Below are 21,597 nucleotides of genomic sequence, written 5' to 3'. Positions count from 1 at the left end.
GTGGCTGAGCCTGTCGAAGCCCCGCCGTGGGTGGCTGAGCCTGTCGAAGCCCTAGTCGGCGAGTTCCAGCTTGGTGAGGATCTGCGCGATGTTCTGCTGGGTCGGATCGGCCGAGGCGTACGGGTCCTCCTCGGAGGGCCAGCCCACGTAGTTCCGGGTGTTGAACTCCCCCAGCAGCGGGTGCGCGCCGAGCGGGATGGCGGGCACCTGCTCGACGAAGATCTCCTGCAGCGTGGTGAGGGCGGTGGTGCGCTCCTCGTCCGACGATGCGTTGGCGTAGCTGTTCAGCGCCGCCGTGGCCTCCGGGTCCTCGAAGCGGCCGAAGTTGAACCCGGCGATACCCTCCGAGGAGATCCAGCGGGGGTCCATGGTCGAGGTGTAGAGGCCGTAAGCGGTGCCGCTGTCCTCCAGCCAGTGGATGATCGCGGAGAACGTGCCCTCGTCACGCGGGACCTGCCAGCCGCCCCAGTCGGGCATGTCGATCTTCACCTCGGCACCGATGGCCTCGGTCACATCCTCCGCGATGAGCTCCTGTGCCGTGTTCCAGTCGCTCCAGCCCGAGGGCACCGACAGCGTGAACGAGACGGGGGTGCCGTCCGGATCGATCAGCGCGTCGTCCTTCCAGGTGTACCCGGCTGACTCCAGCAGATCCCGCGCCTTCTCGGCGTCGACGGCGTACTCCTGGCCCTCGAACTCGGGCTGGATCTCGTCGTCCAGGATGGACGACAGTCCGGTCACCGACCAGACCGGCTCGCTGGCGCCCTCCCGGGCGATGTCCACGTAGGCGTCGCGATCGATGACCCAGGCGAGGGCCTGGCGGAACGTCGGGTCGTCGAACGGCTTCTGCTGCAGGTTCATGAAGAGCGTCGCCGAGCCGGTGGTCGGGGCGGCCCAGAACTTGTTGTGCTCGGGGTCGGCGTCGAGGAACTGCTCCTGGATCTGCGGGATGAACGCCTGCGCCCAGTCCGCCTCGCCCTGGGCGAGGGCCGTGGTCAGCGCGGTGTTGTCGCCGTAGGAGACGTAGTGCAGCTCGGGCACGGCGAGGTCGCCGCCCCAGTAGTCGTCGCGCGCGGTGAGCGTGACCGACTCGGTGGACCAGTTGGAGAGGGCGTAGGGGCCGGTGCCGACGAGGTCGTCGCCCTTGACGGGATCGGTGGCGGGGTCGTCGAGGTTCTCCCAGATGTGCTTCGGAACGATCGGCACGTGCAGGACGCGCGCCTGGTTGACGTACTTCGACTCGCCGAACGTCAGGGTGACCGCGTCGCCGTCGACGGTGGCGCCCTCGAACTTCAGACCGGCCGTGTCCAGCGCGGGCGTGGAGACGAGCTCGTACGAGTAGACGATGTCGTCGGCGGTGAACGGCTCCCCGTCGCTCCAGGTGACGTCGGGGCGGGGCACGACGGTCACGGCGGTGTAGTCGTCGTTCCACTCGATGCTCTCCGCGAGCCAGGGGGTGACCCCGCGGTCTCCGGTCTGGTTGACGAGGCCGAGGGTCTCGAAGATGACCTTTCCGTAGCCGTACTTCGAGGCGGACGAGTCTCCGACGTACGGGTTGTTCGACTCGGTGGTGATGGCGCCGTCCGGCTTGGCGATGGTGAGGGCGACGGCCTCGCCCGTGGCGGCGTCGTCGCCCCCTCCGGACGAGCATCCGGCGAGCGCGGAGACGCCGAGGACGGCGACCGCGCTGGCGGCGATCAGGGTTTTCGTGAGCTTCATTGCTTCTCCTTGGGCACGGGTCCTTGTGCGGCGACGCGGCCGACGGATCGCCTCCGACCGCGCTTTGCTTACTGTCGAGAAAGTAAGCTGTGGAGAGGTTACCGAGGAGTAAGTTGGTTGGCAAGCAGAGTGCGACGAGGGGAGGTGGGCTCATGACGGACGATGTGCACACGGTCCGGGTGCGCCCGGCCACGCGGGAGAAGCGCGAGCAGATCCTCAAGGCGGCGGTGGAGATCTTCGGCAACAAGGGCTCCACGAACGGCACCCTCGCCGATGTCGCCGAACAGGTCGGCATCACCCACGCGGGCGTCCTGCACCACTTCGGCTCGAAGCAGAAGCTCCTCCTCGAGGTGCTCGCCTACCGGGATCAGGCCGACGTGGCCGACCTCGCCGAGAAGCACATCCCCGACGGGCCGGAGCTCTTCCTCCACCTCGTCCGCACGGCGTTCGCCAACGAGAAGCGGCCGGGCATCGTGCAGGCCTACACGGTCCTGTCCTCCGAGTCGGTGACCGACGACCACCCCGGCCGCGAGTACTTCGAGGATCGCTACACGACCCTGCGCCGGGAGGTGACGGCGGCGTTCGGCGAGCTCTGCGCGCAGGAGGGCGTGACCGAACCCGCGACCATCGCCGCCGCCTCGGCCGCCATCCTCGCCGTGATGGACGGGCTGCAGCTCCAGTGGCTCCTGCACCCCGGAGTGGTCCCCCTCGGCGCCGCGAGCGAGTTCGCGATCCGCGCGATCGTGAACGGCGTGCTGCATCCGGGACCGGCCCTGGAGTCCTACGCGCGGCCCTGACCTCCCGGCTAGGCTCGGGCGCATGGCCATCGACCTCGAAGCGCTCTACATCGATCTGCACCAGCATCCGGAGCTGTCGTTCCAGGAGACCAGGACTGCGGGCATCGCCGCCCAGCACCTGCGCGACCTGGGGCTCGAGGTCGAGGAGGGGGTCGGCGTGACCGGCGTGGTCGGCGTGCTGCGCAACCCTTCGACAAGCTCAGGGGCCCAGGGCTCAGGCCCTTCGACGAGCTCAGGGAGCCAGGGCTCAGGCCCTTCGACGAGCTCAGGGACCCAGGATGGCCCTTCGACGAGCTCAGGGACCCATGAGGAGGACTTCCCGCGGCCGGTCGTGTGGGTACGCGCCGACATGGACGCGCTGCCGGTCGAGGAGCAGACGGGTCTGGCGTACGCGAGCACCGCGAAGGGCGTCGATCCGGCCGGCACGACCGTGCCCGTGATGCACGCCTGCGGCCACGACATGCACGTCACCGCGATGATCGGCGCCGTGGAGAAGCTGGTAGACACCCGCGCGGAGTGGTCGGGCACCCTCGTCGTGCTCATCCAGCCCGCGGAGGAGTACGGCGCCGGCGCCAGGGCCATGCTCGACGACGGCCTGCTCGCCCGCTACCCGAAGCCCGACGTGGTGCTCGGTCAGCACGTCACCCCGCTCCCGGCGGGCATCATCGGCGTGCGCAGCGGCACCCAGATGGCCGCCTCCGACGGCCTCACCGTCACCCTGCACGGCCGCGGCGGCCACGGCTCCCGCCCGCACGCCACGATCGACCCTGTCGTGATGGCGGCCGCGACCGTGATGCGTCTGCAGACGATCGCCTCCCGCGAGATCGACCCGCAGGGCGTGGCCGTGGTGACCGTCGGATCGATCCACGCCGGACTCAAGAACAACATCATCCCGGCCGAGGCGAAGCTGGAGCTCAGCCTCCGCTATCCGAACGAGGACGCGCGCGAGAAGGTGCTGAAGAGCGTCGAACGGATCGTGCGCGCCGAGGCCATGGCGTCCGGTGCCGAGCGCGAGCCCGAGATCCACACGCAGCACACGCTGCCCGCCACGATCAACGACGAGGAGGCGACGGCGCGGGTCTCCTCGGCGCTGCGTCGCGCGCTCGGGGACTCGGCCGTCGTCGACCCCGGCATGTTCACGGGCAGCGAGGACGTCTCCTGGTTCGCGCGCGACGCCGAGGTCCCGCTCGTGTTCTGGTTCTGGGGCGGCGTCGACCCCGCCCGATTCGCCGAGGCTCTTGCGGCGGGGACCGTGGAGAAGGACATCCCCACCAACCATTCACCCTTCTTCGCGCCGGAGATCCATCCGACGATCGAGGTCGGGGTCACCGCGATGTCCGCGGCCGGCCGCGAGTTCCTCGCCTGAGGCGGGGCGCTCAGACCTCGACGACGCGCGGCGCAGGCGGAGGAGGCGGGGCGAGCTGTCGCTGCGGCACGCCGTGCGCCTCGCGGTGCAGCCGCTCCATGCGGGTGTCGAGCTCGGCGGCGGCATCGGCGGCATCGCTGAGGCTGTCGACGAGGTGCGCGGGCACCTGGTTGGAGAACTTGTAGTAGATCTTGTGCTCCAGGCTCGCCCAGAAGTCCATCGCGATGGTGCGGAACTGCACCTCGACCGGTACGGCCAGCGCCCCGGTCGAGAGGAAGACGGGGACCTCGATGATGGCGTGCAGGCTCTTGTACCCGTTCGGCTTCGGATTCGCGATGTAGTCCTTGACCGTGCGGACGGTCACGTCGTCCTGCGCGGTCAGCAGATCGAACAGGCGGTAGACGTCGGCGACGAAGCTGCACGTCACCCGCACGCCGGCAATGTCGGTGATCTCCGTGCGGATGCGATCGAAGTCCGGGTCGTCGATGCCCTTCCTGGCGATCTTCTCGACGATGCTGTCCGGCGACTTCAGTCGGCTCTTGACGTGCTCGATGGGGTTGTACGCGTGGTCGTGGGTGAACTCGTCGCGGAGGATCGAGATCTTCGTCTCCACCTCGCGCATCCCGAACTCGTACTCGCGGAGGAAACGCTGCAGCTGGTCGCGGAGCTCCTTCGCCTCGGAGATCAGGTGCTCGTCGACCGGGATCACGCTCATGAGGACGACGTTATCGATCCGTGATCGGAAACCCCTGTGGATTCGAGATGCCGTCAGAGGTCGTAGACGTCCCGCCGGTGGGCGACGCGGACCACGGTGACGAGCACCCGCTCGTCCACAACCTCGTAGAGCACACGGTAGTCGCCGATCCGCACGCGCCAGGCGTTGTCGAACCCGGCGAGCTTGCGGACGCCGTGCGGACGAGGCTCCCGTTCGAGGTCGGAGATCCCGGCGAGGATGCGCCGACGGAGCGGAGGATCCAGCTTGCGGACCTCCTTCGCCGCTGCGGTGGTGAACTCGACGCGGTACCGCGTCACGGGAGTTCCGCACGGAGGTCATCGAGCGAGACTCGACCCCCGTCGTCCGCCGCCTTCGCCGCTCCGAACTCCGCCGCATCTCGCGCAGCCTCGAGCTCTTCCAGGAGCTCGAGGTCGTCGACGCCGATCACGACCGCGGTGAGCTTGCCGTGACGCGTCACCCCCACCCGCTCCGCCCCGTACGCGACACCGCCGAGAACGTCGGCGAGCTGATCGCGCAGGTCCTTCGACGGCACGCTGCGGCTGAGAGTGTTCATGTGTACAGAATACCTCTTATGTACATAATGGGCTCAACTCTTCGCGGCGACGCGGGCGTCCTCGAGGTGCTGGCCGGAGAGCAGGCCGGGAAGCCCACGACCCTGGCGGGTGGTGAACAGCAGCACGATCGCGACGAGGATCAGCAGCGAGGACAGCGCGTCGAACACCCCGCCGAGCATCCCGAGAGCCGTGAGTCCGCCGATGCCGCCCGCCCAGCGCAGCAGCCGGGCGAGCGCCGCCGGCAGTCGCGACCCGGTGTAGCGCAGCTGCACGGCGAGGTCTCCCACCGAGCGGCCGGTGACGAGGATGATCACGAGCCACAGGGCACAGGCGGTCGCTGTGCTCACCGTGCCGGCGAGGGTGCCGTCGAGCACGGCCTGGCGGTCCTGCACGACGTACTCGAGCCACAGCTGCACCGCGACGCCCCCGGCGAGGACGACGAAGCCGTTCGCGAGCCCGTCGCAGAGCATCGCCAGCGCGCGACGACCGCGCGTGACGGGACGGGGCTCATCGGCGTCGGCACGGGCCTGAACTCCGCGCAGCGACCGTGGCACCACGAGCGCGAGGACGGAGCCGACGACCGCTCCGGTCGTGTTCGTCATCAGGTCGCCCACGTCGAAGAAGCGGTAGGCACACGGGTACAGCCCCCAGACCCCGGTGAGCTGGGTGGTCTCCACCAGCAGCGACAGACCGAACCCGACCACGAGGGCGGTGGGGAGGCCGCGGCCGCCCAGCACGCGGAGGAACGCTCCGAGCGGGACGAACAGCAGCACGTTGAACACGAGTTGGAGCAGGGCGGGCTGGCGCAGCGGGTTGCCCGGAGCGGCGAACGCCTTCTGCACGTCGCGCACGACGGACATCGGGTCGGTGATCGCCCCCACGCAGCGGATGGTGTCCGGGTCGGGAAGCGGCAGCAGCGTGTACGTCCAGATGGCCCAGAAGTAGACGAGCGCCGCGAGCCAGAGCAGCGTGCGTCCGAGCGAGAGGCGTCCGCGGCGGCGGTAGCTGATCGCGACGAAGGGCACGAAGAGCACGACGCCCGCAGCGAGGCCGATCGCCACGGCGATGACCCCCAGAACCACCTGATCCCCCACCGACGCAAGGATACCGGGAGGCCGTGAGGATTCCGTGAGGGAGCGCCACCGCGCCGTAGGGATTCCGTGAGGATCGCGTGAGGGCGGCTGCGGTCGGCGTAGTGTCGCCGGACGTGTCAGAACAAACGAGGCCGACCCCGGACGCGCCGCCGCGCGCCAAGCGCATCCTGCTCGGCGACCCGCTCACGAGCGCCCAGGTCGACGAGCAGCTCCTCCCCAAGCGCATGGCGCTGCCGATCTTCGCCTCGGACGCGCTGAGCTCGGTGGCCTACGCCCCGCAGGAGCTCGTGATGATCCTGCTCATCGGCGGTCTCACGTTCCTGTCGTTCACCCCGCTCGTCGCGGCGGCGGTCGTCGTGCTGCTGCTCGTGGTGGTGCTGAGCTACCGGCAGCTCATCAAGGCGTACCCCTCCGGCGGAGGCGACTACGAGGTCGCGTCGAAGAACCTCGGCGAGGTCCCCGGGGTGATCGTGGCCGCAGCGCTCCTCGTCGACTACGTGCTGACGGTGGCGGTGTCGGTCGCCTCCGGGGTGGACAACATCATCTCGGCGGTGCCGGATCTCGATCCTCTTCGCGTGGAGCTCGCCGTCGGCTTCGTCGTGCTCATCATCATCGTGAACCTCCGCGGGGTGCGCGAGGCCTCGCTCGTGTTCGCCATCCCCACGTACGTGTTCATCGGCTCGGTCGGCGTCATGATCGTCACCGGGCTCGTCCGGACGGCGCTCGGCGACGCCCCGATCGCGTCCAGCGCGGAGTTCGCCGTGCAGGCCGAGAGCCTCAGCCAGGCGGCCGTGCTGCTGCTCATCCTCCGGGCGTTCTCCAGCGGCTGCTCCGCGTTGACCGGAGTCGAGGCCGTGTCGAACGGCGTCCCGGCGTTCCGGGCGCCGAAGGTGCGCAACGCCCAGTCGACCCTCGTGCTCATGGGGACCATCGCGATCTGCCTGTTCTCCGGCCTCACCGCCCTCGCCCTCATCGCCGGCGTGCACTACGCCGAGAACCCCTGCGACCTCATCGGCTTCGACTGCACGACCCCGCAGCCGAGCCTGATGGCGCAGATCGCGGCGGCGACGTTCGGCGGCGGCAGCATCCCGTTCTTCATCGTGCAGGCGGCCACGGCCTGCGTGCTGCTCCTCGCGGCGAACACCGCCTTCAACGGCTTCCCCCTGCTCGGCGCCGTGCTCGCCCGCGACGGCTACGCCCCGAAGTCGCTGAACACCCGCGGCGACCGGCTCGTGTTCTCCAACGGCATGATCCTCCTCGGGATCGCCGCGATCGCCGTGCTCGTGGTGTTCCAGGCGCGGCTGACGACGCTGATCCAGCTGTACATCATCGGCGTCTTCGTCTCCTTCTCCCTGGGCCAGATCGGCATGGTGCGGCACTGGCGACGGCTGCTGCGCGCACCCGTCCCCCCGAGCGGCGACGGCGCCGCGGACCGGCGTTCCGCGCGGGTGGGGCTGCTCATCAACTCCGCCGGGGCGACGCTGACGGTGCTCGTGCTCGTCATCGTCACGATCACGAAGTTCACGCACGGCGCCTATCTCGTGTTCTTCGCCATCCCGGTGCTGGCGTTCCTGATGATCGGCGTCAAGCGCTACTACCGGGATGTCGAGCACGAGATCGCGATCGACGACACCACCCGGTTCGGCGCCTCGGGCGACGTCGCCATCGTCCTCGTGAACCATCTGCAGAAGCCGGTCATGAAGGCCATCGACTACGCGATCGCCGCCAAGCACGACAAGACCCTCGCGGTGCACGTGGCCGTCTCCCAGGAGGACGCCGCGCGTCTGCAGCAGGAGTGGGCGGACCACCTCGTGCCGGTGCCGCTCGTGATCGTCGAGTCGCCGTACCGCTCGTTCGCGCAGCCGGTGACGCAGTTCATCCGGCAGTACCGCGAGAAGCACGGATCCTCCGTCGTCACGGTCTACCTGCCGCAGTACATCGTGGGGCACTGGTGGGAGAACTTCCTGCACAACCGGCGCGCCCGTCGCCTCGCGAACCAGCTCATGCTCGTGCACGGGGTGTCGATCACCCTGGTGCCGTGGCTGCTCGACTCGTCCGAACTCATCTACGGCCGGCGCTCGCGTCCACTGCCCGGCCAGGAGAGGGCGGGGCGGCCCGTCGTGGTGGCCGGGCGCCGGGCGCACCGCCCTGCCGGGCCGCCGTCCGAGTCCTGACGGCGACGGTCAGGTTCCGGCGAGGATCGCGCCGAGGATCGCCGCAGCCTCGGGGAAGCGGGACGGGTCGGCGCTCGCGTAGTTGAGCCGTACGTACGCCCCCGACGGCTCGGCGGGGAACCACTCACTCCCCGGCGCGATGACCAGGCCGCGCGCCGCGCACTCGCGGACGACCGCGGCGGCGTCGGTGCCGTCCGGCAGCCGCAGCCAGAGGTTCAGCCCGCCGACCGGCACGGCCTCCACCAGCGCGGTCGGCGCCTGCGCGGCCAGGCACGACAGCAGGAGATCGCGCCGCGAACGCAGCTGCTCGCGGAAGCCGCGGAGGTGCGTGCGCCAGGCCGGCTGGGTCACCACGTCGAGCGCGGCCGCCTGCAGGAGGCCGCTGACATACATCGACTCCGCCGCGCGATCGGCGAGGATGCGGTCCCTGGCGGGACCGCGCGCGATCACCGCCGCCACCCGCAGGGACGGCGACACGCTCTTCGTCAGCGAGCGCAGGTAGACCACGTGACCGTCGTGGTCGGAGGCCGCCACGGGACGGGGCTCGGCGTCGATGCCCAGGTCGTGCGCCCAATCGTCCTCGATGAGGAAGGCCCCGCGGCGACGGACCGCGTCGAGGACGGCCTCCCCGGTCGCCGCCGGCCACTGCGCACCGGTGGGGTTCGCGAACGTGGGCTGCGCGTAGAACGCCCGGGCTCCGGTCTCGGCGAGCGCTCTGTCGACCGCGTCCGGATCCGGACCCTGCGGACCGGAGGGGACGGGAACGAGCACGACCCCCGCCTGCTCCGCCGCGAGCAGGGCACCCCAGTACGTCGGCGACTCGATGAGCAGCGGCCGGCCGACGCCGACGACCGCCCGGAAGATGGAACTCAGTCCGCTCTGACTCCCGGAGATGATGACGGCGTCGCGGGCGGTCGGCACCGTGATCCCGGCCGGGGCCGCCGCGGCCAGCTCCGCCGCGAACCACTCCTGCAGTCCGGGCTCGCCGGCCGCGGGCGAGCGGGTGAGAGCGGACGCGGTCCGGGAGGCGCGCACCAGGGCCTGTCGTACCAGCCGCTCGGGGAGGAGATCCGGAGCGGGATACCCGGAGTGCAACCCGATCGCGTCCGGCGAGGTCGGGCGCTGCGCCGAGGAGAGACCGTCCAGGCGCACGGCGGCCGCGCCAAGAGCCCCGGCCTGCCAACCGTAGTCGGCCGGCAGGACCGTGCGCGCCGCGCGCACGAAGGTGCCGACGCCGGGCCGCGCCTCGACGAGCCCGAGGCGGACGAGCTGCTGCACCGCCTTCTGCACGGTCACGGGGCTCGCCGCGTACTCGGCCGTCAGCGCGCGGTTCGAGGGGAGGCGGGCGCCGGGTGCGGCGGCGGCGATCCACGTCCGGAGGCCGGCCACGATACGTGCGGTGCTATCCTGACTCATGAAAGAACACAGTAGCGTTATCCGTCCGAACGGAACACTGCTATCCCGCGCCGCCGGTCCTGCCTGGGGCCTCCTGGGCGTCGTCGCCTTCTCGTTCACGCTCCCGTTCACCCGGATCGCGCTCGGCGGCGGACTCTCGCCGCTGTTCATCGGCTCCGCCCGCGCGGTCGTCGCCGCTGTGCTCGCCGCGCTCGTCCTCCTCGTCACACGCCAGCAGCCGCCGAGCCCGGTCCAGTGGGCGCGACTCGCGGTCGTCGCCCTCGGAGTGGTCGCCGGCTTCCCCCTGCTGACCTCGTTCGCCATGATCACCACGCCCGCGAGTCACGGCGCGGTCGTGATCGGTCTCCTGCCGGCCGCGACCGCGGTCGCCGTCGTGCTGCGCACCCGGGAGCGCCCGTCCCCCTCGTTCTGGGTCTTCGCACTCCTCGGCGCCGCCGCGGCCCTCGTCTTCGCGACGCTGCAGAACGGCACGCCCGGCGCGCTCCGCCCCGCCGACCTCCAGCTGTTCGGGGCCGTGATCGCCGCGGCCGTCGGCTACGCGGAGGGCGGCCTGCTCGCGCGCGAGCTCGGTGCCTGGCAGACGATCTCCTGGGCACTCGTGCTCGCCGCTCCCGTCATGCTCGCGGTGGCCATCGCCGCCGGGGTCGCCGCACCGCCCGTCGCCACCCCCACCGCCTGGCTCGCGTTCGCCTACCTGGCCGCGGTCAGCATGTTCCTCGGATTCGTCGCCTGGTACCGCGGCCTCGCGATCGGCCCCATGGCACAGGTGAGCCAGATCCAGCTCGTGCAGCCCGTCATGGGCATCACCTGGGCAGCCTTCCTCTTCCACGAGGACGTCGGCCTGGCCACGGTGCTCGGCGGACTCGCGGTCGTCGTGTGCGCCGGACTCGCCGTCCGCACCCGCAGTTCTCCTCCCGCCCCCACCCCCACCCCCACCCGACAGGAGGCGCCATGCGTCACACCCCCCGCTACCTCATGACCGCCCCGGAGGAGGTCAAGCGCCTCATCCGCGCGCACCCGTGGGCGACGTTCGTCTCGCCGACCTCCACCGGTCTCGTCGCCTCGCACTACCCCGTTCTGCTCGACGAGGACGAGGACGGCATCGTGCTCGTGAGCCACTTCGGACGCCCGGACGACGAGCTCCACGAGCTCGGACGACACGAGGTCCTGGTGATCATCCAGGGGCCGCACGACTACGTGTCCTCGAGCCTGTACGCGCCGGGAGACCTCGTCCCGACCTGGAACCATGTCACCGCGCACCTCTCCGGCACCCCCGAGATCCTGACCGCGGAGGAGAACTACGCCATGCTCACCCGGCTCACCGACCACTTCGAGGGTGGGCAGCCCCACGGGCGGAGCCTCGCGGAGGACGAACCGGGCACCCGGAGGGCCGCGAAGGGCACGGTCGGCTTGCGGCTCCGGGTCACCCGGTTCGACGCCCGCGCCAAGCTCAGCCAGAACAAGGCCCCCGAGGTGCGCGAGCGCATCGCCGCCCGCTTCGACGCCGCCCACCCCGCGCTGGCCGCCGAGATGCGTCGCGTGTGACCCCCGTTCGAATCGCGCACTGTGCTCCATCTCGGGCGGATGTGCAGCACAGCGCGCGATTCGAAACGGGGTCAGAGGACGAGCGTGGCCAGGACGACGGTGGGCACCGCGGCGACGACCCCCCAGAGGGCGAAGCGGCCCCAGCGGATCTCGACCCCGAGCGCCGTCACGCGATGGTGCCAGAGGAGCGTCGCGAGCGAGGCCCACGGCGTGACGAGCGGACCGAGGTTCACGCCGATCAGCAGGGCCATCAGGGCGACCGGGTCCCCTGCCGCGGGTTCGAGCACGAGGTAGGCGGGGAGGTTGTTGATCGCGTTCGCGCTCACGGCCCCGAGCGCGGCGAGCCGGAACAGGTCGCCGGGAGAGTCGCCGTTCGCGGTCGCCGAGGTCAGGAAGTCGAGCAGCCCCTGTGCGTGCGCGGTCTCGACCAGCACGAACAGCGACGCGGCGAGCGCGAGCGCCTGCCACGGGACGAGCGAGAGCCGCAGGGCCCGGCGACGACGGACGGCGAAGAGCGCGATCAAGGCGAGAGCCGCGACCGAGGCGGGGATCCACACGTCGGGGGTCAGCGCGAGCAGCGGCATCAGCACCACGAGGATGCCGGTCGCGCTCCAGAACAGCAGGGGGTCGGCGGGGCGCCGCGCCACGGGCGTCTCGTACGCGCCGAAGACCGTGCGCCGATGCAGGACCGTGAGGATCGCGACGGGCACCAGGATCCCCACGAGCGTGGGCGCCCAGCTCAGCGCGATGAACGCCCCGGGGCCGTCCCCCATCGCGGGCGCGGCGAGCAGGTTGGTGAGGTTCGAGACCGGCAGCGCGAGGGACGCGGTGTTGGCGAGCCAGACGGTGGCCAGGGCGAACGGCAGCGGGGAGACGCCGATGCTCTGCGCCAGGACCACCACGACCGGGGTGACGATCACGGCGGTCGTGTCGAGCGAGAGGAACACGGTGCTCACCACGGCGAGCACGACCACCAGCGCCCACAGCACCACCACGCGGCCGCGACCCCAGCGCGCGAGGCGCTGCGAGACGACGTCGAACACCGCCGCATCACGGGCGAGCTCGGCGACGATCGTGATCGCGACGACGAACCCCAGCACGGGCGCGATCCGCGCCCCGAGCGCACCGGCATCCGTGCGCGGCAGGAAGCCCGTGAGCACGCACACGAGCGCGATCACGACGAGCCCGGCGACGATCCCCGCGCCGACGCCGATCCGCATCCGTCCGATCCCCACCTCGTGAGCATAGGGCCGGCGCCACCCTTTCGAATCGCGCACCTGGCTGCATCGGCGGCGGGTTGGGGACCAGGTGCGCGATTCGAAGGCAGGAGGTGTGAGCAACCCGCATGCATCCGGGGGACGGGCGTAGGGGAACCGTGAGGATCGACGGATGCGGCCGGGCGGCGCAGTTGGATCGAGGACGTGCTCGACATCATCTACCTCGCGCTGACCCTGGCGCTGTTCGCCCTCGTGTCCCTCATCGCCAAGGCGGTGGACCGCGCATGATCGTCTTCGAGATCCTCGCCGCCGTCCTCGCCGTCGCCGCGGTCGTCTACCTGGTCGTGGCGCTCGTCGCCCCGGAGCGCTTCTGATGGACGCGACGGTCCTCTTCGGCGTCCTCCAGATCACGGCCGTCGTGGTCGTGCTCGTGCTCCTCTACCGCCCCCTCGGCGACTACATCGCGCACGTCTACACCTCCGGGCGCGACCTCCGCGTCGAGCGCGGGCTGTACCGGGTGATCGGGGTCGACCCCCGCTCCGAGCAGACCTGGCGAGCCTACGCCCGCAGCGTGCTGCTGTTCTCCCTCGTCGGGCTCCTGCTCGTGTACGGGCTGCAGCGGCTCCAGGCCTTCCTCCCCGCCTCGCTGGGCCTGCCCGCCGTGCCGGAGGGACTCGCGTTCAACACCGCCGCCTCCTTCGTCGCGAACACCAACTGGCAGTCCTACTCGCCCGAGCAGACCATGGGCTACACGGTGCAGCTCGCGGGCCTCACCGTGCAGAACTTCGTCTCCGCCGCGGTCGGCCTCACCATCGCCATCGCCCTCATCCGCGGTCTCGCACGCCGCGGCTCCGCGACGATCGGCAATTTCTGGGTCGACCTCACCCGCGGTCTGGGGCGGCTGCTCCTCCCGCTCGCCCTGATCGGCGCGGTGGCCCTGCTCGCGGGCGGCGTGATCCAGAACGTGAACGGCTTCACCGACGTCGCCACGGTCTCCGGCGGCACGCAGACGATCCCCGGCGGTCCGGTCGCGTCGCAGGAGGCCATCAAGCTGCTCGGCACCAACGGCGGCGGCTTCTTCAACGCGAACTCCGCCCACCCCTTCGAGAACCCGACCGGGTGGACGAACCTCCTCGAGGTGCTGCTGATCCTGGTGATCCCGTTCGCCCTCCCCCGCGCGTTCGGCCGACTGGTCGGCGACCACCGGCAGGGCTACGCGATCGTCGCGGTCATGGGCACCCTGTTCCTCGCCTCGCTCGCCGCGCTCTCGGCCCTGGAGCTGGCGGGACGCGGTTCCGCCCCCGAGCTCGCCGGCGCGGCGATGGAGGGCAAGGAGCAGCGCTTCGGCATCCTCGGCTCGACCCTCTTCGGCAGCGCGAGCACGCTCACCTCGACCGGGGCCGTGAACTCGATGCACGACTCGTACACCGCGCTCGGCGGCATGATGCCGATGCTGAACATGATGCTCGGCGAGGTCGCTCCGGGCGGCGTCGGCTCCGGTCTGTACGGGATGCTCGTGCTCGCGATCGTCGCGGTCTTCGTCGGCGGGCTGCTCGTCGGCCGCACCCCGGAGTGGCTCGGGAAGCGCATCGGACCGCGGGAGATGACCCTCGCGAGCCTCTACATCCTCGTGGTCCCGGCGCTCGTCCTCGGCGGCACGGCCCTGAGCTTCGCGATCCCCGGGATCCGCGAGGACGTGGAGTCCACGAGCATCCTCAACCCGGGCGTGCACGGCATGAGCGAGGTGCTCTACGCGTTCACCTCCGCCGCGAACAACAACGGCTCCGCGTTCGCGGGGCTCACCGCGAACACTCCGTGGTTCAACACCGCCCTGGGCGTCGCGATGCTGCTCGGGCGATTCCTCCCGATCGTGCTCGTGCTGGCTCTCGCCGGGTCGTTCGCCGCGCAGGAGCGGGTGCCGGCCACGACCGGCACGCTCCCCACCCACCGGACGCAGTTCGTCGGCCTGCTCCTCACCGTGACCGTCGTCGTGACGGCCCTCACCTACTTCCCCGTGCTCGCACTGGGACCGCTCGCCGAAGGACTGTGACCATGACCCTCCTCACCACCCCTCCCGAACAGCAGGACGCCCCTGCCGTCCCCGCCCGTCCGCCGCGCTCCTTCGGCGGCGCCCAGCTCGTGCAGGCGCTCCCCGGTGCCGTCCGGAAGCTCAACCCCGCGACGCTCGTCCGCAACCCCGTGATGCTCCTCGTCTGGGTCGGCGCCGCGTTCACGACCGTCCTCGCGATCGCGGAGCCCTTCCTCGGCGGGCCCGCCTCCTCCGGCGGCACCCCCGTCCCGGCGGCGTTCACCTGGGGCATCGCGCTCTGGCTCTGGCTGACCGTGTTCTTCGCGAACGTCGCGGAGTCGGTCGCCGAGGGGCGCGGCAAGGCCCAGGCCGCGAGCCTGCGGAACACCCGCACCCAGACGATGGCGCGGCGGGTGGTGGGCCCTTCGACAGGCTCAGGGACCCAGGAGCCCGAGACGGAGACGGTGTCGTCGGCGGAGCTGCAGCGCGACGACCTCGTGATCGTCTCCGCGGGCGAACTGATCCCGGGCGACGGCGACATCGTCGCGGGCATCGCGACGGTCGACGAGTCGGCCATCACCGGCGAGAGCGCCCCCGTCGTCCGCGAGTCCGGCGGCGACCGCAGTGCTGTCACCGGCGGCACCCGGGTGCTGTCGGACCGGATCGTCGTGCGCATCACGTCGAAGCCCGGCGAGACGTTCGTCGACCGCATGATCGCCCTCGTCGAGGGGGCGAGCCGACAGCGCACCCCGAACGAGATCGCGCTGAACATCCTCCTCGCGAGCCTGTCGATCGTCTTCGTCGTCGTGGTCCTCGCGCTGAACCCGATCGCGTCGTACGCCGCGTCGCCGGTGAGCATCCCCGTCCTCATCGCCCTGCTCGTCTGCCTCATCCCGACCACCATCGGCGCGCTCCTCTCCGCCATCGGCATCGCGGGCATGGACCGGCTCGTGCAGCGGAACGTGCTGGCGATGTCGGGGCGGGCGGTGGAGGCCGCGGGCGACGTCACCACGCTGCTCCTCGACAAGACCGGCACGATCACCCACGGCAACCGCCGCGCCCACGCCGTGCTGCCGCTCACCGGGGTGGACGCCGAGGAGCTGCTGCGCACCGCCGCCCTCTCCTCGCTCGCCGACCCGACGCCGGAGGGCGCATCGATCGTCGAACTCGCCGCCGCCCGCGGGATCCGGGTGGAGGCCCCGGCGGACGCCGTCGTCGTCCCGTTTACGGCGCAGACGCGCATGAGCGGTCTCGACCTCGCCGACGGCACGCAGATCCGCAAGGGTGCCGCCTCGGCCGTGGCGGCCTGGCTGGGGCAGACCCCCGGCCCCGAGCTCGCGACCCTCACCGACGACGTCGCCTCGGGCGGCGGCACGCCCCTCGTCGTCGCGGTGCAGGGCCCTTCGACAGGCTCAGGGACCCAGCCGGACTCAGGCCCTTCGACAGGCTCAGGGACCCAGCCGGACTCAGGCCCTTCGACAGGCTCAGGGACCCACTCCGATTCCGGGACCCAGGCTGTGGACGCGCGGATCCTCGGGGTCGTGCACCTCAAGGACATCGTCAAGGACGGCCTCCGAGAGCGGTTCGACGAGCTGCGCAGCATGGGCATCCGCACGGTCATGATCACCGGAGACAACCCCCTCACCGCGAAGGCCATCGCGGCCGAGGCCGGCGTCGACGACTACCTCGCCGAGGCCACCCCGGAGGACAAGCTCGACCTCATCCGCCGGGAACAGGAGGGCGGACGTCTCGTCGCGATGACCGGGGACGGCACGAACGACGCTCCCGCGCTCGCCCAGGCCGACGTCGGCGTCGCGATGAACACGGGCACCTCGGCGGCCAAGGAGGCCGGCAACATGGTCGACCTCGACTCCGACCCGACCAAGCTCATCGACATCGTCCGCATCGGGAAGCAGCTGCTCATCACCCGCGGCGCGCTGACGACGTTCTCGCTCGCGAACGACATCGCGAAGTACTTCGCCATCATCCCGGCGATGTTCATGGGGGTGTTCCCCGGACTCGCGGCGCTGAACATCATGCAGCTGCATTCCCCGGCCTCCGCGGTCACGAGCGCGATCATCTTCAACGCCATCGTGATCGTGTTCCTCATCCCGCTCGCGCTGCGCGGCGTGAAGTACCGGCCGGCGAGCGCCTCGCAGATCCTGCAGCGGAACCTGCTCGTCTACGGCCTCGGCGGCGTCATCGCCCCGTTCGTCGGCATCAAGCTCATCGACCTTCTCGTCAGCCTCCTCCCCGGCTTCTGACCGGGCCCGAAAGGAACGCCATGTCGTCCACCACCCGCACCACGATGCGCACCGCCGGTGTCGCCGTCCGCGCGATGCTCGTCCTCACCCTCGTCCTCGGCGTCGGGTACACGCTGCTGGTCACCGGCATCGGCCAGCTCCTCCTCCCCGCGCAGGCGAACGGCTCGATACTCCCCGCCGACCGGGGCAGCGCGCTCCTCGGCCAGTCCTTCACGGATGCCGACGGTGAAGCCCTGCCCGAGTACTTCCAGTCCCGCCCCTCGGCGGCCGGCGACGGGTACGACGGGGCGTCGTCCGGCGGCAGCAACCTCGGGCCGGAGAACCCCGACCTCGTCGCCGCCATCGCCGCACGGAAGGCCGAGATCGCCGCGAGGGAGGGCGTCGATCCGTCCGCGGTCCCCGCGGATGCCGTGACCGCGTCCGGCTCCGGCCTCGACCCGCACATCAGCGTCGCGTACGCCCTGCTCCAGGTGCCGCGGGTGGCCGCCGCCCGCGACCTGTCCGAAGACGAGGTGCGGGCCCTCGTGGAGTCTAGGATTCAAGGGCGGGACCTGGGGTTCCTCGGCGAGGAGCGCATCAACGTCGCGGAGCTGAATCTCGCACTCGACGACCGGGAGGGTGCATGAGCGCAGAGCGGCCGCCGCGCCCCGCGACGGACCGGAACCGCCGCGGACGACTGCGCGTCCTCCTCGGCGCCGCGCCGGGCGTCGGGAAGACCTTCGAGATGCTCGCCGAGGGTCGGCGGCTCCGCGACGAAGGCCGCGACGTGGTCATCGCGATCGTGGAGACCCACGGCCGTGCGGCCACGACCGCCCTCACCTCCGGGCTTCCCGAGGTGCCGCGGCGCGAGGACGCCCATCGCGGGGTCACCCTCTCCGAGCTCGACCTCGATGCGGTGCTCTCCCTCGCCCCGGAGATCGCTCTGGTGGACGAGTTCGCGCACACGAACGCCCCCGGCTCGCGGAACCCCAAGCGCTGGCAGGACGTCGAGGAGCTGCTGGACGCGGGGATCGACGTCGTCACCACCGTGAACGTGCAGCACATCGAGTCGCTGAACGCGGTCGTGGAGAAGATCACCGGGATCGCCCAGCGCGAGACCATCCCGGACGCGGTCGTCCGCGCCGCCGACGAGATCGAGGTCGTCGACCTCGCACCGCAGACGCTCCGCGACCGGCTCGCCGCAGGTCTCGTCTACCCCGCGGAGCGGGTCGACGCCGCCCTCTCGCACTACTTCCGGCTCGGCAACCTCACCGCCCTCCGGGAGCTCGCCCTGCTGTGGCTCGCCGACGAGGTCGACAGCGCGCTCCGCAGCTATCGCGCGGAACAGGGCATCGCGGGAGCCTGGCAGGCGCGCGAGCGGGTGGTCGTCGCCCTCACCGGCGGCCCGGAGGGCGAGACGCTGCTGCGCCGCGGGGCCCGCATCGCCGCACGCTCCGCCGGCGGGGAGCTGCTCGCCGTGCACGTGACCGCCCAGGACGGACTGCGCGACGAGACCCCCGGCGCTCTCGCCGCGCAGCGCTCCCTCGTCGAGTCCCTCGGCGGCACGTACCACCAGGTGGTCGGGGACGACATCCCGGCGACGCTCGTCGAGTTCGCGCAGAGTGCCGACGCCACGCAGCTCGTGATCGGGGTGAGCCGGCGCGGCCGCCTCGCCGCCGCCCTAACCGGGCCGGGGATCGGCGCCGAGGTCATCCGCCGCTCGGGCGACATCGACGTGCACATCGTGACCCACGCCGCGGCGGGCGGCCGGCTCGCCCTCCCCCGCATCACCGGCGGTGCGCTCGGCTGGCGTCGGCAGGCGCTGGGCTTCGGCGTGGCCCTCGTGTTCGGCCCGCTGCTGTCCTGGCTGATGTTCACCGTCCGCAGCCCCGAGTCGATCACGGCGGAGGTGCTCGCCTACCAGCTGCTCGTCGTGGTGGTCGCCCTCATCGGCGGCATCCGTCCCGCCGTGTTCGCGGCGGTGCTCTCCGGCATCACCCTCGACTTCCTCTTCGTCGCCCCGCTGTTCACGATCACGATCGCGCACCCGCTGCACGTGCTCGCGCTCACCCTCTATGTCATCATCGCGATCCTCGTGAGCCTCATCGTCGACCAGGCCGCCCGCCGGGCGCGGACCGCGCAGCGGGCGACCGCCGAGGCGGAGCTCCTCGCGGCCGTCGCCGGGAACGTGCTCCGCGGCGACAACGCCGTGCTCGCCCTCGTCAGCCGCACGCGGGAGGCGTTCGGGCTGAGCGGGGTGCGGCTGCTCACCCCCTCCGGCGAGGTGCTGGCCAGCGACGGCGAGCCGGTACCGGACGGCCGCGCCACCACCATCCCGGTCGGGGTCGCGTCCGGTGGCGGCCCGCGCGCCGTGCTGGAGCTCAACGGGGAGCCGATCGCCGGTCCGGAGCGCCGACTGCTCGACGCGATCGTCGCCCAGCTCTCCGCCGCCATCGAGCACACCGATCTCCGCGCGACCGCGCGGGAGGCGGAAGCCCTCGCCGAGACCGACCAGGTCCGCAGCGCCCTGCTCTCCGCCGTCAGTCACGACCTGCGCCGGCCGCTGGCCTCGGCGGTCGCCGCGATCGGCGGGCTCCGCGGCGCGCACGGCCTGTCCGCGGAGGACCGCGCGGAGCTGCTGGAGACCGCGGACGAGAGCCTCGCGACCCTCTCCGCCCTCGTCACCGATCTCCTCGACGTGAGCCGCGTGGAGGCGGGAGTGCTCGCGGTCTCGGCCCAGCGGATCGACGCGGCCGGCCCCGTGCTCGCCGCGGTGGACGAGCTCGGTCTCGGCCCCGCCGACGTCGAGCTCGCCCTGGACCCCGACCTGCCGCCGCTGCACGCGGACCCCGTGCTCTTGCAGCGGGTACTCGTGAACGTGCTCGCCAACGCCCACCGTCACGCTCCCGACGGCAGTCGCGTGCTCGTGTCGAGCAGCCGGCTGGGGGATCGGGCAGAGCTCCGGATCATCGACCGCGGCGAGGGCATCGCGCCGGAACGCCGCGATGCCGTCTTCCAGCCGTTCCAGCGTTTCGGCGACACCGACAACACAGCGGGGCTCGGGCTCGGGCTCGCCCTGTCGCGCGGTTTCACGGAGGGCATGGGCGGTAGCCTGACTCCGGAGGACACCCCAGGGGGCGGACTCACCATGGTCATCTCCCTGCCGCTCGCCGCAGGGTCTTCCGACACGGAGGGGACGGAGTGAAGCTCCTCATCGCCGACGACGACCCGCAGATGGTGCGGGCGCTGCGGATCACCCTCGCGGCGCACGGCTACGAGGTCGTCGTGGCCGCCGATGGCGCCGCCGCGATCGCCGCCGCAGCGCAGAGCCATCCCGACCTCATCATGCTCGACCTCGGCATGCCCCGCCTCGACGGCATCGAGGTGATCCAGGCCCTCCGCGGCTGGACGAGCGTGCCCATCATCGTGGTGTCGGGGCGGACGGGCTCCGCCGACAAGGTGGAGGCGCTGGACGCCGGGGCGGACGACTTCGTCACGAAGCCCTTCCAGGTCGACGAGCTGCTGGCCCGGCTGCGGGCGCTCTCCCGCCGCGCGGTCGCCGCGAACGGGGAGTCCGTGGTCGCGTTCGGGGACGTCGTCGTCGACCTCGCCACGAAGACCGTGACCCGCGCCGGCACCCGGGTGCACCTCACGCCGACCGAGTGGCGGATGCTCGAGCACCTCGCGCGGCATCCGGGCGCGCTGGTGACCCGGCAGGATCTCCTCAAGGAGATCTGGGGCAGTGCCCAGGTGTCCGACTCCGGCTACCTGCGGCTGTACATGTCCCAGCTCCGCAAGAAGCTGGAGCGCGAGCCTTCGACGCCCGTCCACCTGCTGACGGAGTCGGGAATGGGCTACCGGCTGGTCCTCTAGCGACCGAGCGGCGCGCGGTCGTGCGTGCCCGCGATGCGACGCCGACGGAGGACCGCCACGACGCCGACGACGACGAGGAGGACGGCCACGATGATCGCGGTGACGGCGGTGGGCGTGCTCTCCGGCTCGCCCGTGAGACGCCCGACCGCGAGCCAGCTCAGACCCCAGGCGGTCGCGAGCGCCGGCGCGAGGCGTCCGGTGAACCAGGCCGATGCGGCGCCGATCACCAGCACGACCACGAGCACGGCGACGGCCCAGGCGTCGGGGGCACCCGCTCCGATCTCCGGGACCGTCTGGGTGAGCCAGGCGGCGGTGTTGGCGACCGTCGCGATGGTGACCCAGCCGAAGTGCAGGCCGTTGGCCCCGTCGGTGAGGAGGCGATCAGCGAGATTGCGGGCGGGGAACCGGCCGAGGAGCACGATGACGCGGGCGAGCGTCGCGAGCAGGAGCGCGATCACGAGCACGGTCAGCCACAGCGTCAGGTAGCGCGCGGTCACGAGCCAGAGGCCGTTGAGCACCATCGAGAGGGCGATCCAGCCGCCGACCGCCTGCTGTCGCTCGTCGCGGCGCTGCGCGGGGAGCGCCTGCCACACGGTGTAGGCGAGGAGTCCCACATAGATGAGCGACCAGATCGAGAAGGCCGGTCCGGCGGGGGCGAGGTACGAGCCTTGGGCCGAGAGCGCGCCGTTCTGCAGCTCATCGACGGAGTCACCGCCGAAGGCGCCGGCGCCGATGGCCGCGGCGATCAGCATGAACACGGCGGCGGCGATCACGAGGCTCTGGCGGGCGATGCCCTTCGTCGAGGTCTCCATGCCCGCACCCTACGCCGGACGGGGA

General features: G+C 71.4%; 19 protein-coding genes. 11 read left to right on the top strand and 8 right to left on the bottom strand.

The window, feature by feature from the left end; genetic code table 11:
* Positions 1-51: 51 nt before the first annotated feature.
* Positions 52-1,716, bottom strand: coding sequence for an ABC transporter substrate-binding protein (locus AC3B5L_RS01770; RefSeq protein ID WP_490096144.1), 1,665 nt, complete (start codon positions 1,714-1,716; stop codon positions 52-54).
* A gap of 152 nt (positions 1,717-1,868) precedes the next feature.
* On the opposite strand from AC3B5L_RS01770, the gene AC3B5L_RS01765 reads away from it, so the two are divergent.
* Together AC3B5L_RS01765 and AC3B5L_RS01760 are read left to right on the top strand one after the other, a co-directional pair.
* Positions 1,869-2,513, top strand: coding sequence for a TetR/AcrR family transcriptional regulator (locus AC3B5L_RS01765; protein WP_187663056.1), 645 nt, complete (start codon positions 1,869-1,871; stop codon positions 2,511-2,513).
* Between the two features lie 22 nt (positions 2,514-2,535).
* A complete protein-coding gene (locus AC3B5L_RS01760; protein WP_490096143.1) occupies positions 2,536-3,879 on the top strand; it encodes an amidohydrolase in 1,344 nt (447 codons plus the stop codon).
* A 10-nt stretch (positions 3,880-3,889) separates the two neighbouring features.
* Here the strand turns inward: AC3B5L_RS01760 and AC3B5L_RS01755 are convergent, their stop codons facing one another.
* The 4 genes from AC3B5L_RS01755 to AC3B5L_RS01740 are packed head-to-tail and all read right to left on the bottom strand — an operon-like array spanning position 3,890 to position 6,263.
* Positions 3,890-4,594 (bottom strand): GTP pyrophosphokinase, encoded by a 705-nt coding sequence (locus tag AC3B5L_RS01755; protein WP_259954947.1) that lies wholly within the window; start codon positions 4,592-4,594, stop codon positions 3,890-3,892.
* A 53-nt stretch (positions 4,595-4,647) separates the two neighbouring features.
* Complete coding sequence (locus tag AC3B5L_RS01750) at positions 4,648-4,911, bottom strand: type II toxin-antitoxin system RelE family toxin (protein WP_187663053.1); 264 nt, start codon at positions 4,909-4,911, stop codon at positions 4,648-4,650.
* On the bottom strand, positions 4,908-5,168 hold the full coding sequence (locus AC3B5L_RS01745; protein WP_085604709.1) for a type II toxin-antitoxin system prevent-host-death family antitoxin: 261 nt from the start codon (positions 5,166-5,168) through the stop codon (positions 4,908-4,910). The genes AC3B5L_RS01750 and AC3B5L_RS01745 overlap by 4 nt, the downstream gene beginning before the upstream one ends.
* 33 nt (positions 5,169-5,201) lie before the next feature.
* Positions 5,202-6,263 carry a VanZ family protein gene (locus tag AC3B5L_RS01740; RefSeq protein ID WP_490096142.1) on the bottom strand — a complete coding sequence of 354 codons (1,062 nt, stop codon included), beginning with the start codon at positions 6,261-6,263 and terminating at the stop codon, positions 5,202-5,204.
* Positions 6,264-6,487: 224 nt separating this feature from the next.
* Here AC3B5L_RS01740 and AC3B5L_RS01735 point away from each other — a divergent pair, with 224 nt between their 5' ends.
* A complete protein-coding gene (locus AC3B5L_RS01735) occupies positions 6,488-8,437 on the top strand; it encodes an APC family permease (protein ID WP_490096420.1) in 1,950 nt (649 codons plus the stop codon).
* 9 nt (positions 8,438-8,446) lie between these two features.
* Here the strand turns inward: AC3B5L_RS01735 and AC3B5L_RS01730 are convergent, their stop codons facing one another.
* Positions 8,447-9,853, bottom strand: a complete 1,407-nt coding sequence (locus AC3B5L_RS01730) for an aminotransferase-like domain-containing protein (protein WP_490096141.1) — start codon at positions 9,851-9,853, stop codon at positions 8,447-8,449.
* Here AC3B5L_RS01730 and AC3B5L_RS01725 point away from each other — a divergent pair.
* Both AC3B5L_RS01725 and AC3B5L_RS01720 read left to right on the top strand, forming a co-directional pair.
* The gene (locus tag AC3B5L_RS01725) at positions 9,852-10,832 is read left to right on the top strand and encodes a DMT family transporter (protein WP_490096140.1); all 981 of its coding nucleotides are present in this window, start codon (positions 9,852-9,854) and stop codon (positions 10,830-10,832) included. The genes AC3B5L_RS01730 and AC3B5L_RS01725 overlap by 2 nt on opposite strands.
* A complete protein-coding gene (locus AC3B5L_RS01720; protein WP_268777406.1) occupies positions 10,805-11,398 on the top strand; it encodes an FMN-binding negative transcriptional regulator in 594 nt (197 codons plus the stop codon). The genes AC3B5L_RS01725 and AC3B5L_RS01720 overlap by 28 nt, the downstream gene beginning before the upstream one ends.
* A gap of 71 nt (positions 11,399-11,469) precedes the next feature.
* On the opposite strand, the gene AC3B5L_RS01715 is transcribed toward AC3B5L_RS01720, so the two are convergent.
* Positions 11,470-12,618, bottom strand: a complete 1,149-nt coding sequence (locus tag AC3B5L_RS01715; RefSeq protein ID WP_268777597.1) for an SLC13 family permease — start codon at positions 12,616-12,618, stop codon at positions 11,470-11,472.
* A gap of 281 nt (positions 12,619-12,899) precedes the next feature.
* On the opposite strand from AC3B5L_RS01715, the gene AC3B5L_RS01710 reads away from it, so the two are divergent.
* The 6 genes from AC3B5L_RS01710 to AC3B5L_RS01685 are packed head-to-tail and all read left to right on the top strand — an operon-like array spanning position 12,900 to position 20,760.
* A complete protein-coding gene (locus AC3B5L_RS01710) occupies positions 12,900-12,989 on the top strand; it encodes a potassium-transporting ATPase subunit F (RefSeq protein WP_036292752.1) in 90 nt (29 codons plus the stop codon).
* Positions 12,989-14,665: a potassium-transporting ATPase subunit KdpA gene (kdpA, locus tag AC3B5L_RS01705; protein WP_268777407.1), complete on the top strand. Its 1,677-nt coding sequence runs from the start codon at positions 12,989-12,991 to the stop codon at positions 14,663-14,665. Before AC3B5L_RS01710 ends, kdpA begins: the two co-directional genes overlap by 1 nt.
* Positions 14,666-14,667: 2 nt before the next feature.
* A complete protein-coding gene (gene kdpB / locus AC3B5L_RS01700) occupies positions 14,668-16,908 on the top strand; it encodes a potassium-transporting ATPase subunit KdpB (protein WP_490096139.1) in 2,241 nt (746 codons plus the stop codon).
* A gap of 20 nt (positions 16,909-16,928) precedes the next feature.
* Positions 16,929-17,534, top strand: a complete 606-nt coding sequence (gene kdpC, locus AC3B5L_RS01695; RefSeq protein ID WP_187663046.1) for a potassium-transporting ATPase subunit KdpC — start codon at positions 16,929-16,931, stop codon at positions 17,532-17,534.
* Complete coding sequence (locus tag AC3B5L_RS01690) at positions 17,531-20,092, top strand: ATP-binding protein (protein WP_268777409.1); 2,562 nt, start codon at positions 17,531-17,533, stop codon at positions 20,090-20,092. Before kdpC ends, AC3B5L_RS01690 begins: the two co-directional genes overlap by 4 nt.
* On the top strand, positions 20,089-20,760 hold the full coding sequence (locus AC3B5L_RS01685; protein WP_187663044.1) for a response regulator: 672 nt from the start codon (positions 20,089-20,091) through the stop codon (positions 20,758-20,760). Before AC3B5L_RS01690 ends, AC3B5L_RS01685 begins: the two co-directional genes overlap by 4 nt.
* On the opposite strand, the gene AC3B5L_RS01680 is transcribed toward AC3B5L_RS01685, so the two are convergent.
* Positions 20,757-21,572 (bottom strand): TspO/MBR family protein, encoded by an 816-nt coding sequence (locus tag AC3B5L_RS01680; RefSeq protein WP_259954928.1) that lies wholly within the window; start codon positions 21,570-21,572, stop codon positions 20,757-20,759. The genes AC3B5L_RS01685 and AC3B5L_RS01680 overlap by 4 nt on opposite strands.
* Between the last annotated feature and the right edge of the window lie 25 nt (positions 21,573-21,597).

This window comes from Microbacterium sp. C-MGS6 (genome assembly GCF_058140415.1).
This window is presented reverse-complemented; position numbering and strand designations above follow the sequence as displayed.

Bases quoted from the DNA above. Each gene is read 5' to 3' on its own strand.
- AC3B5L_RS01770 (WP_490096144.1), bottom strand. From the start codon at position 1,716: ATGAAGCTCACGAAAACCCTGATCGCCGCCAGCGCGGTCGCCGTCCTC.
- AC3B5L_RS01765 (WP_187663056.1), top strand. From the start codon at position 1,869: ATGACGGACGATGTGCACACGGTCCGGGTGCGCCCGGCCACGCGGGAG.
- AC3B5L_RS01760 (WP_490096143.1), top strand. From the start codon at position 2,536: ATGGCCATCGACCTCGAAGCGCTCTACATCGATCTGCACCAGCATCCG.
- AC3B5L_RS01755 (WP_259954947.1), bottom strand. From the start codon at position 4,594: ATGAGCGTGATCCCGGTCGACGAGCACCTGATCTCCGAGGCGAAGGAG.
- AC3B5L_RS01745 (WP_085604709.1), bottom strand. From the start codon at position 5,168: ATGAACACTCTCAGCCGCAGCGTGCCGTCGAAGGACCTGCGCGATCAG.
- AC3B5L_RS01735 (WP_490096420.1), top strand. From the start codon at position 6,488: ATGGCGCTGCCGATCTTCGCCTCGGACGCGCTGAGCTCGGTGGCCTAC.
- AC3B5L_RS01725 (WP_490096140.1), top strand. From the start codon at position 9,852: ATGAAAGAACACAGTAGCGTTATCCGTCCGAACGGAACACTGCTATCC.
- AC3B5L_RS01730 (WP_490096141.1), bottom strand. From the start codon at position 9,853: ATGAGTCAGGATAGCACCGCACGTATCGTGGCCGGCCTCCGGACGTGG.
- AC3B5L_RS01720 (WP_268777406.1), top strand. From the start codon at position 10,805: ATGCGTCACACCCCCCGCTACCTCATGACCGCCCCGGAGGAGGTCAAG.
- AC3B5L_RS01715 (WP_268777597.1), bottom strand. From the start codon at position 12,618: ATGCGGATCGGCGTCGGCGCGGGGATCGTCGCCGGGCTCGTCGTGATC.
- AC3B5L_RS01710 (WP_036292752.1), top strand. From the start codon at position 12,900: ATGATCGTCTTCGAGATCCTCGCCGCCGTCCTCGCCGTCGCCGCGGTC.
- kdpA (WP_268777407.1), top strand. From the start codon at position 12,989: ATGGACGCGACGGTCCTCTTCGGCGTCCTCCAGATCACGGCCGTCGTG.
- kdpB (WP_490096139.1), top strand. From the start codon at position 14,668: ATGACCCTCCTCACCACCCCTCCCGAACAGCAGGACGCCCCTGCCGTC.
- kdpC (WP_187663046.1), top strand. From the start codon at position 16,929: ATGTCGTCCACCACCCGCACCACGATGCGCACCGCCGGTGTCGCCGTC.
- AC3B5L_RS01690 (WP_268777409.1), top strand. From the start codon at position 17,531: ATGAGCGCAGAGCGGCCGCCGCGCCCCGCGACGGACCGGAACCGCCGC.
- AC3B5L_RS01680 (WP_259954928.1), bottom strand. From the start codon at position 21,572: ATGGAGACCTCGACGAAGGGCATCGCCCGCCAGAGCCTCGTGATCGCC.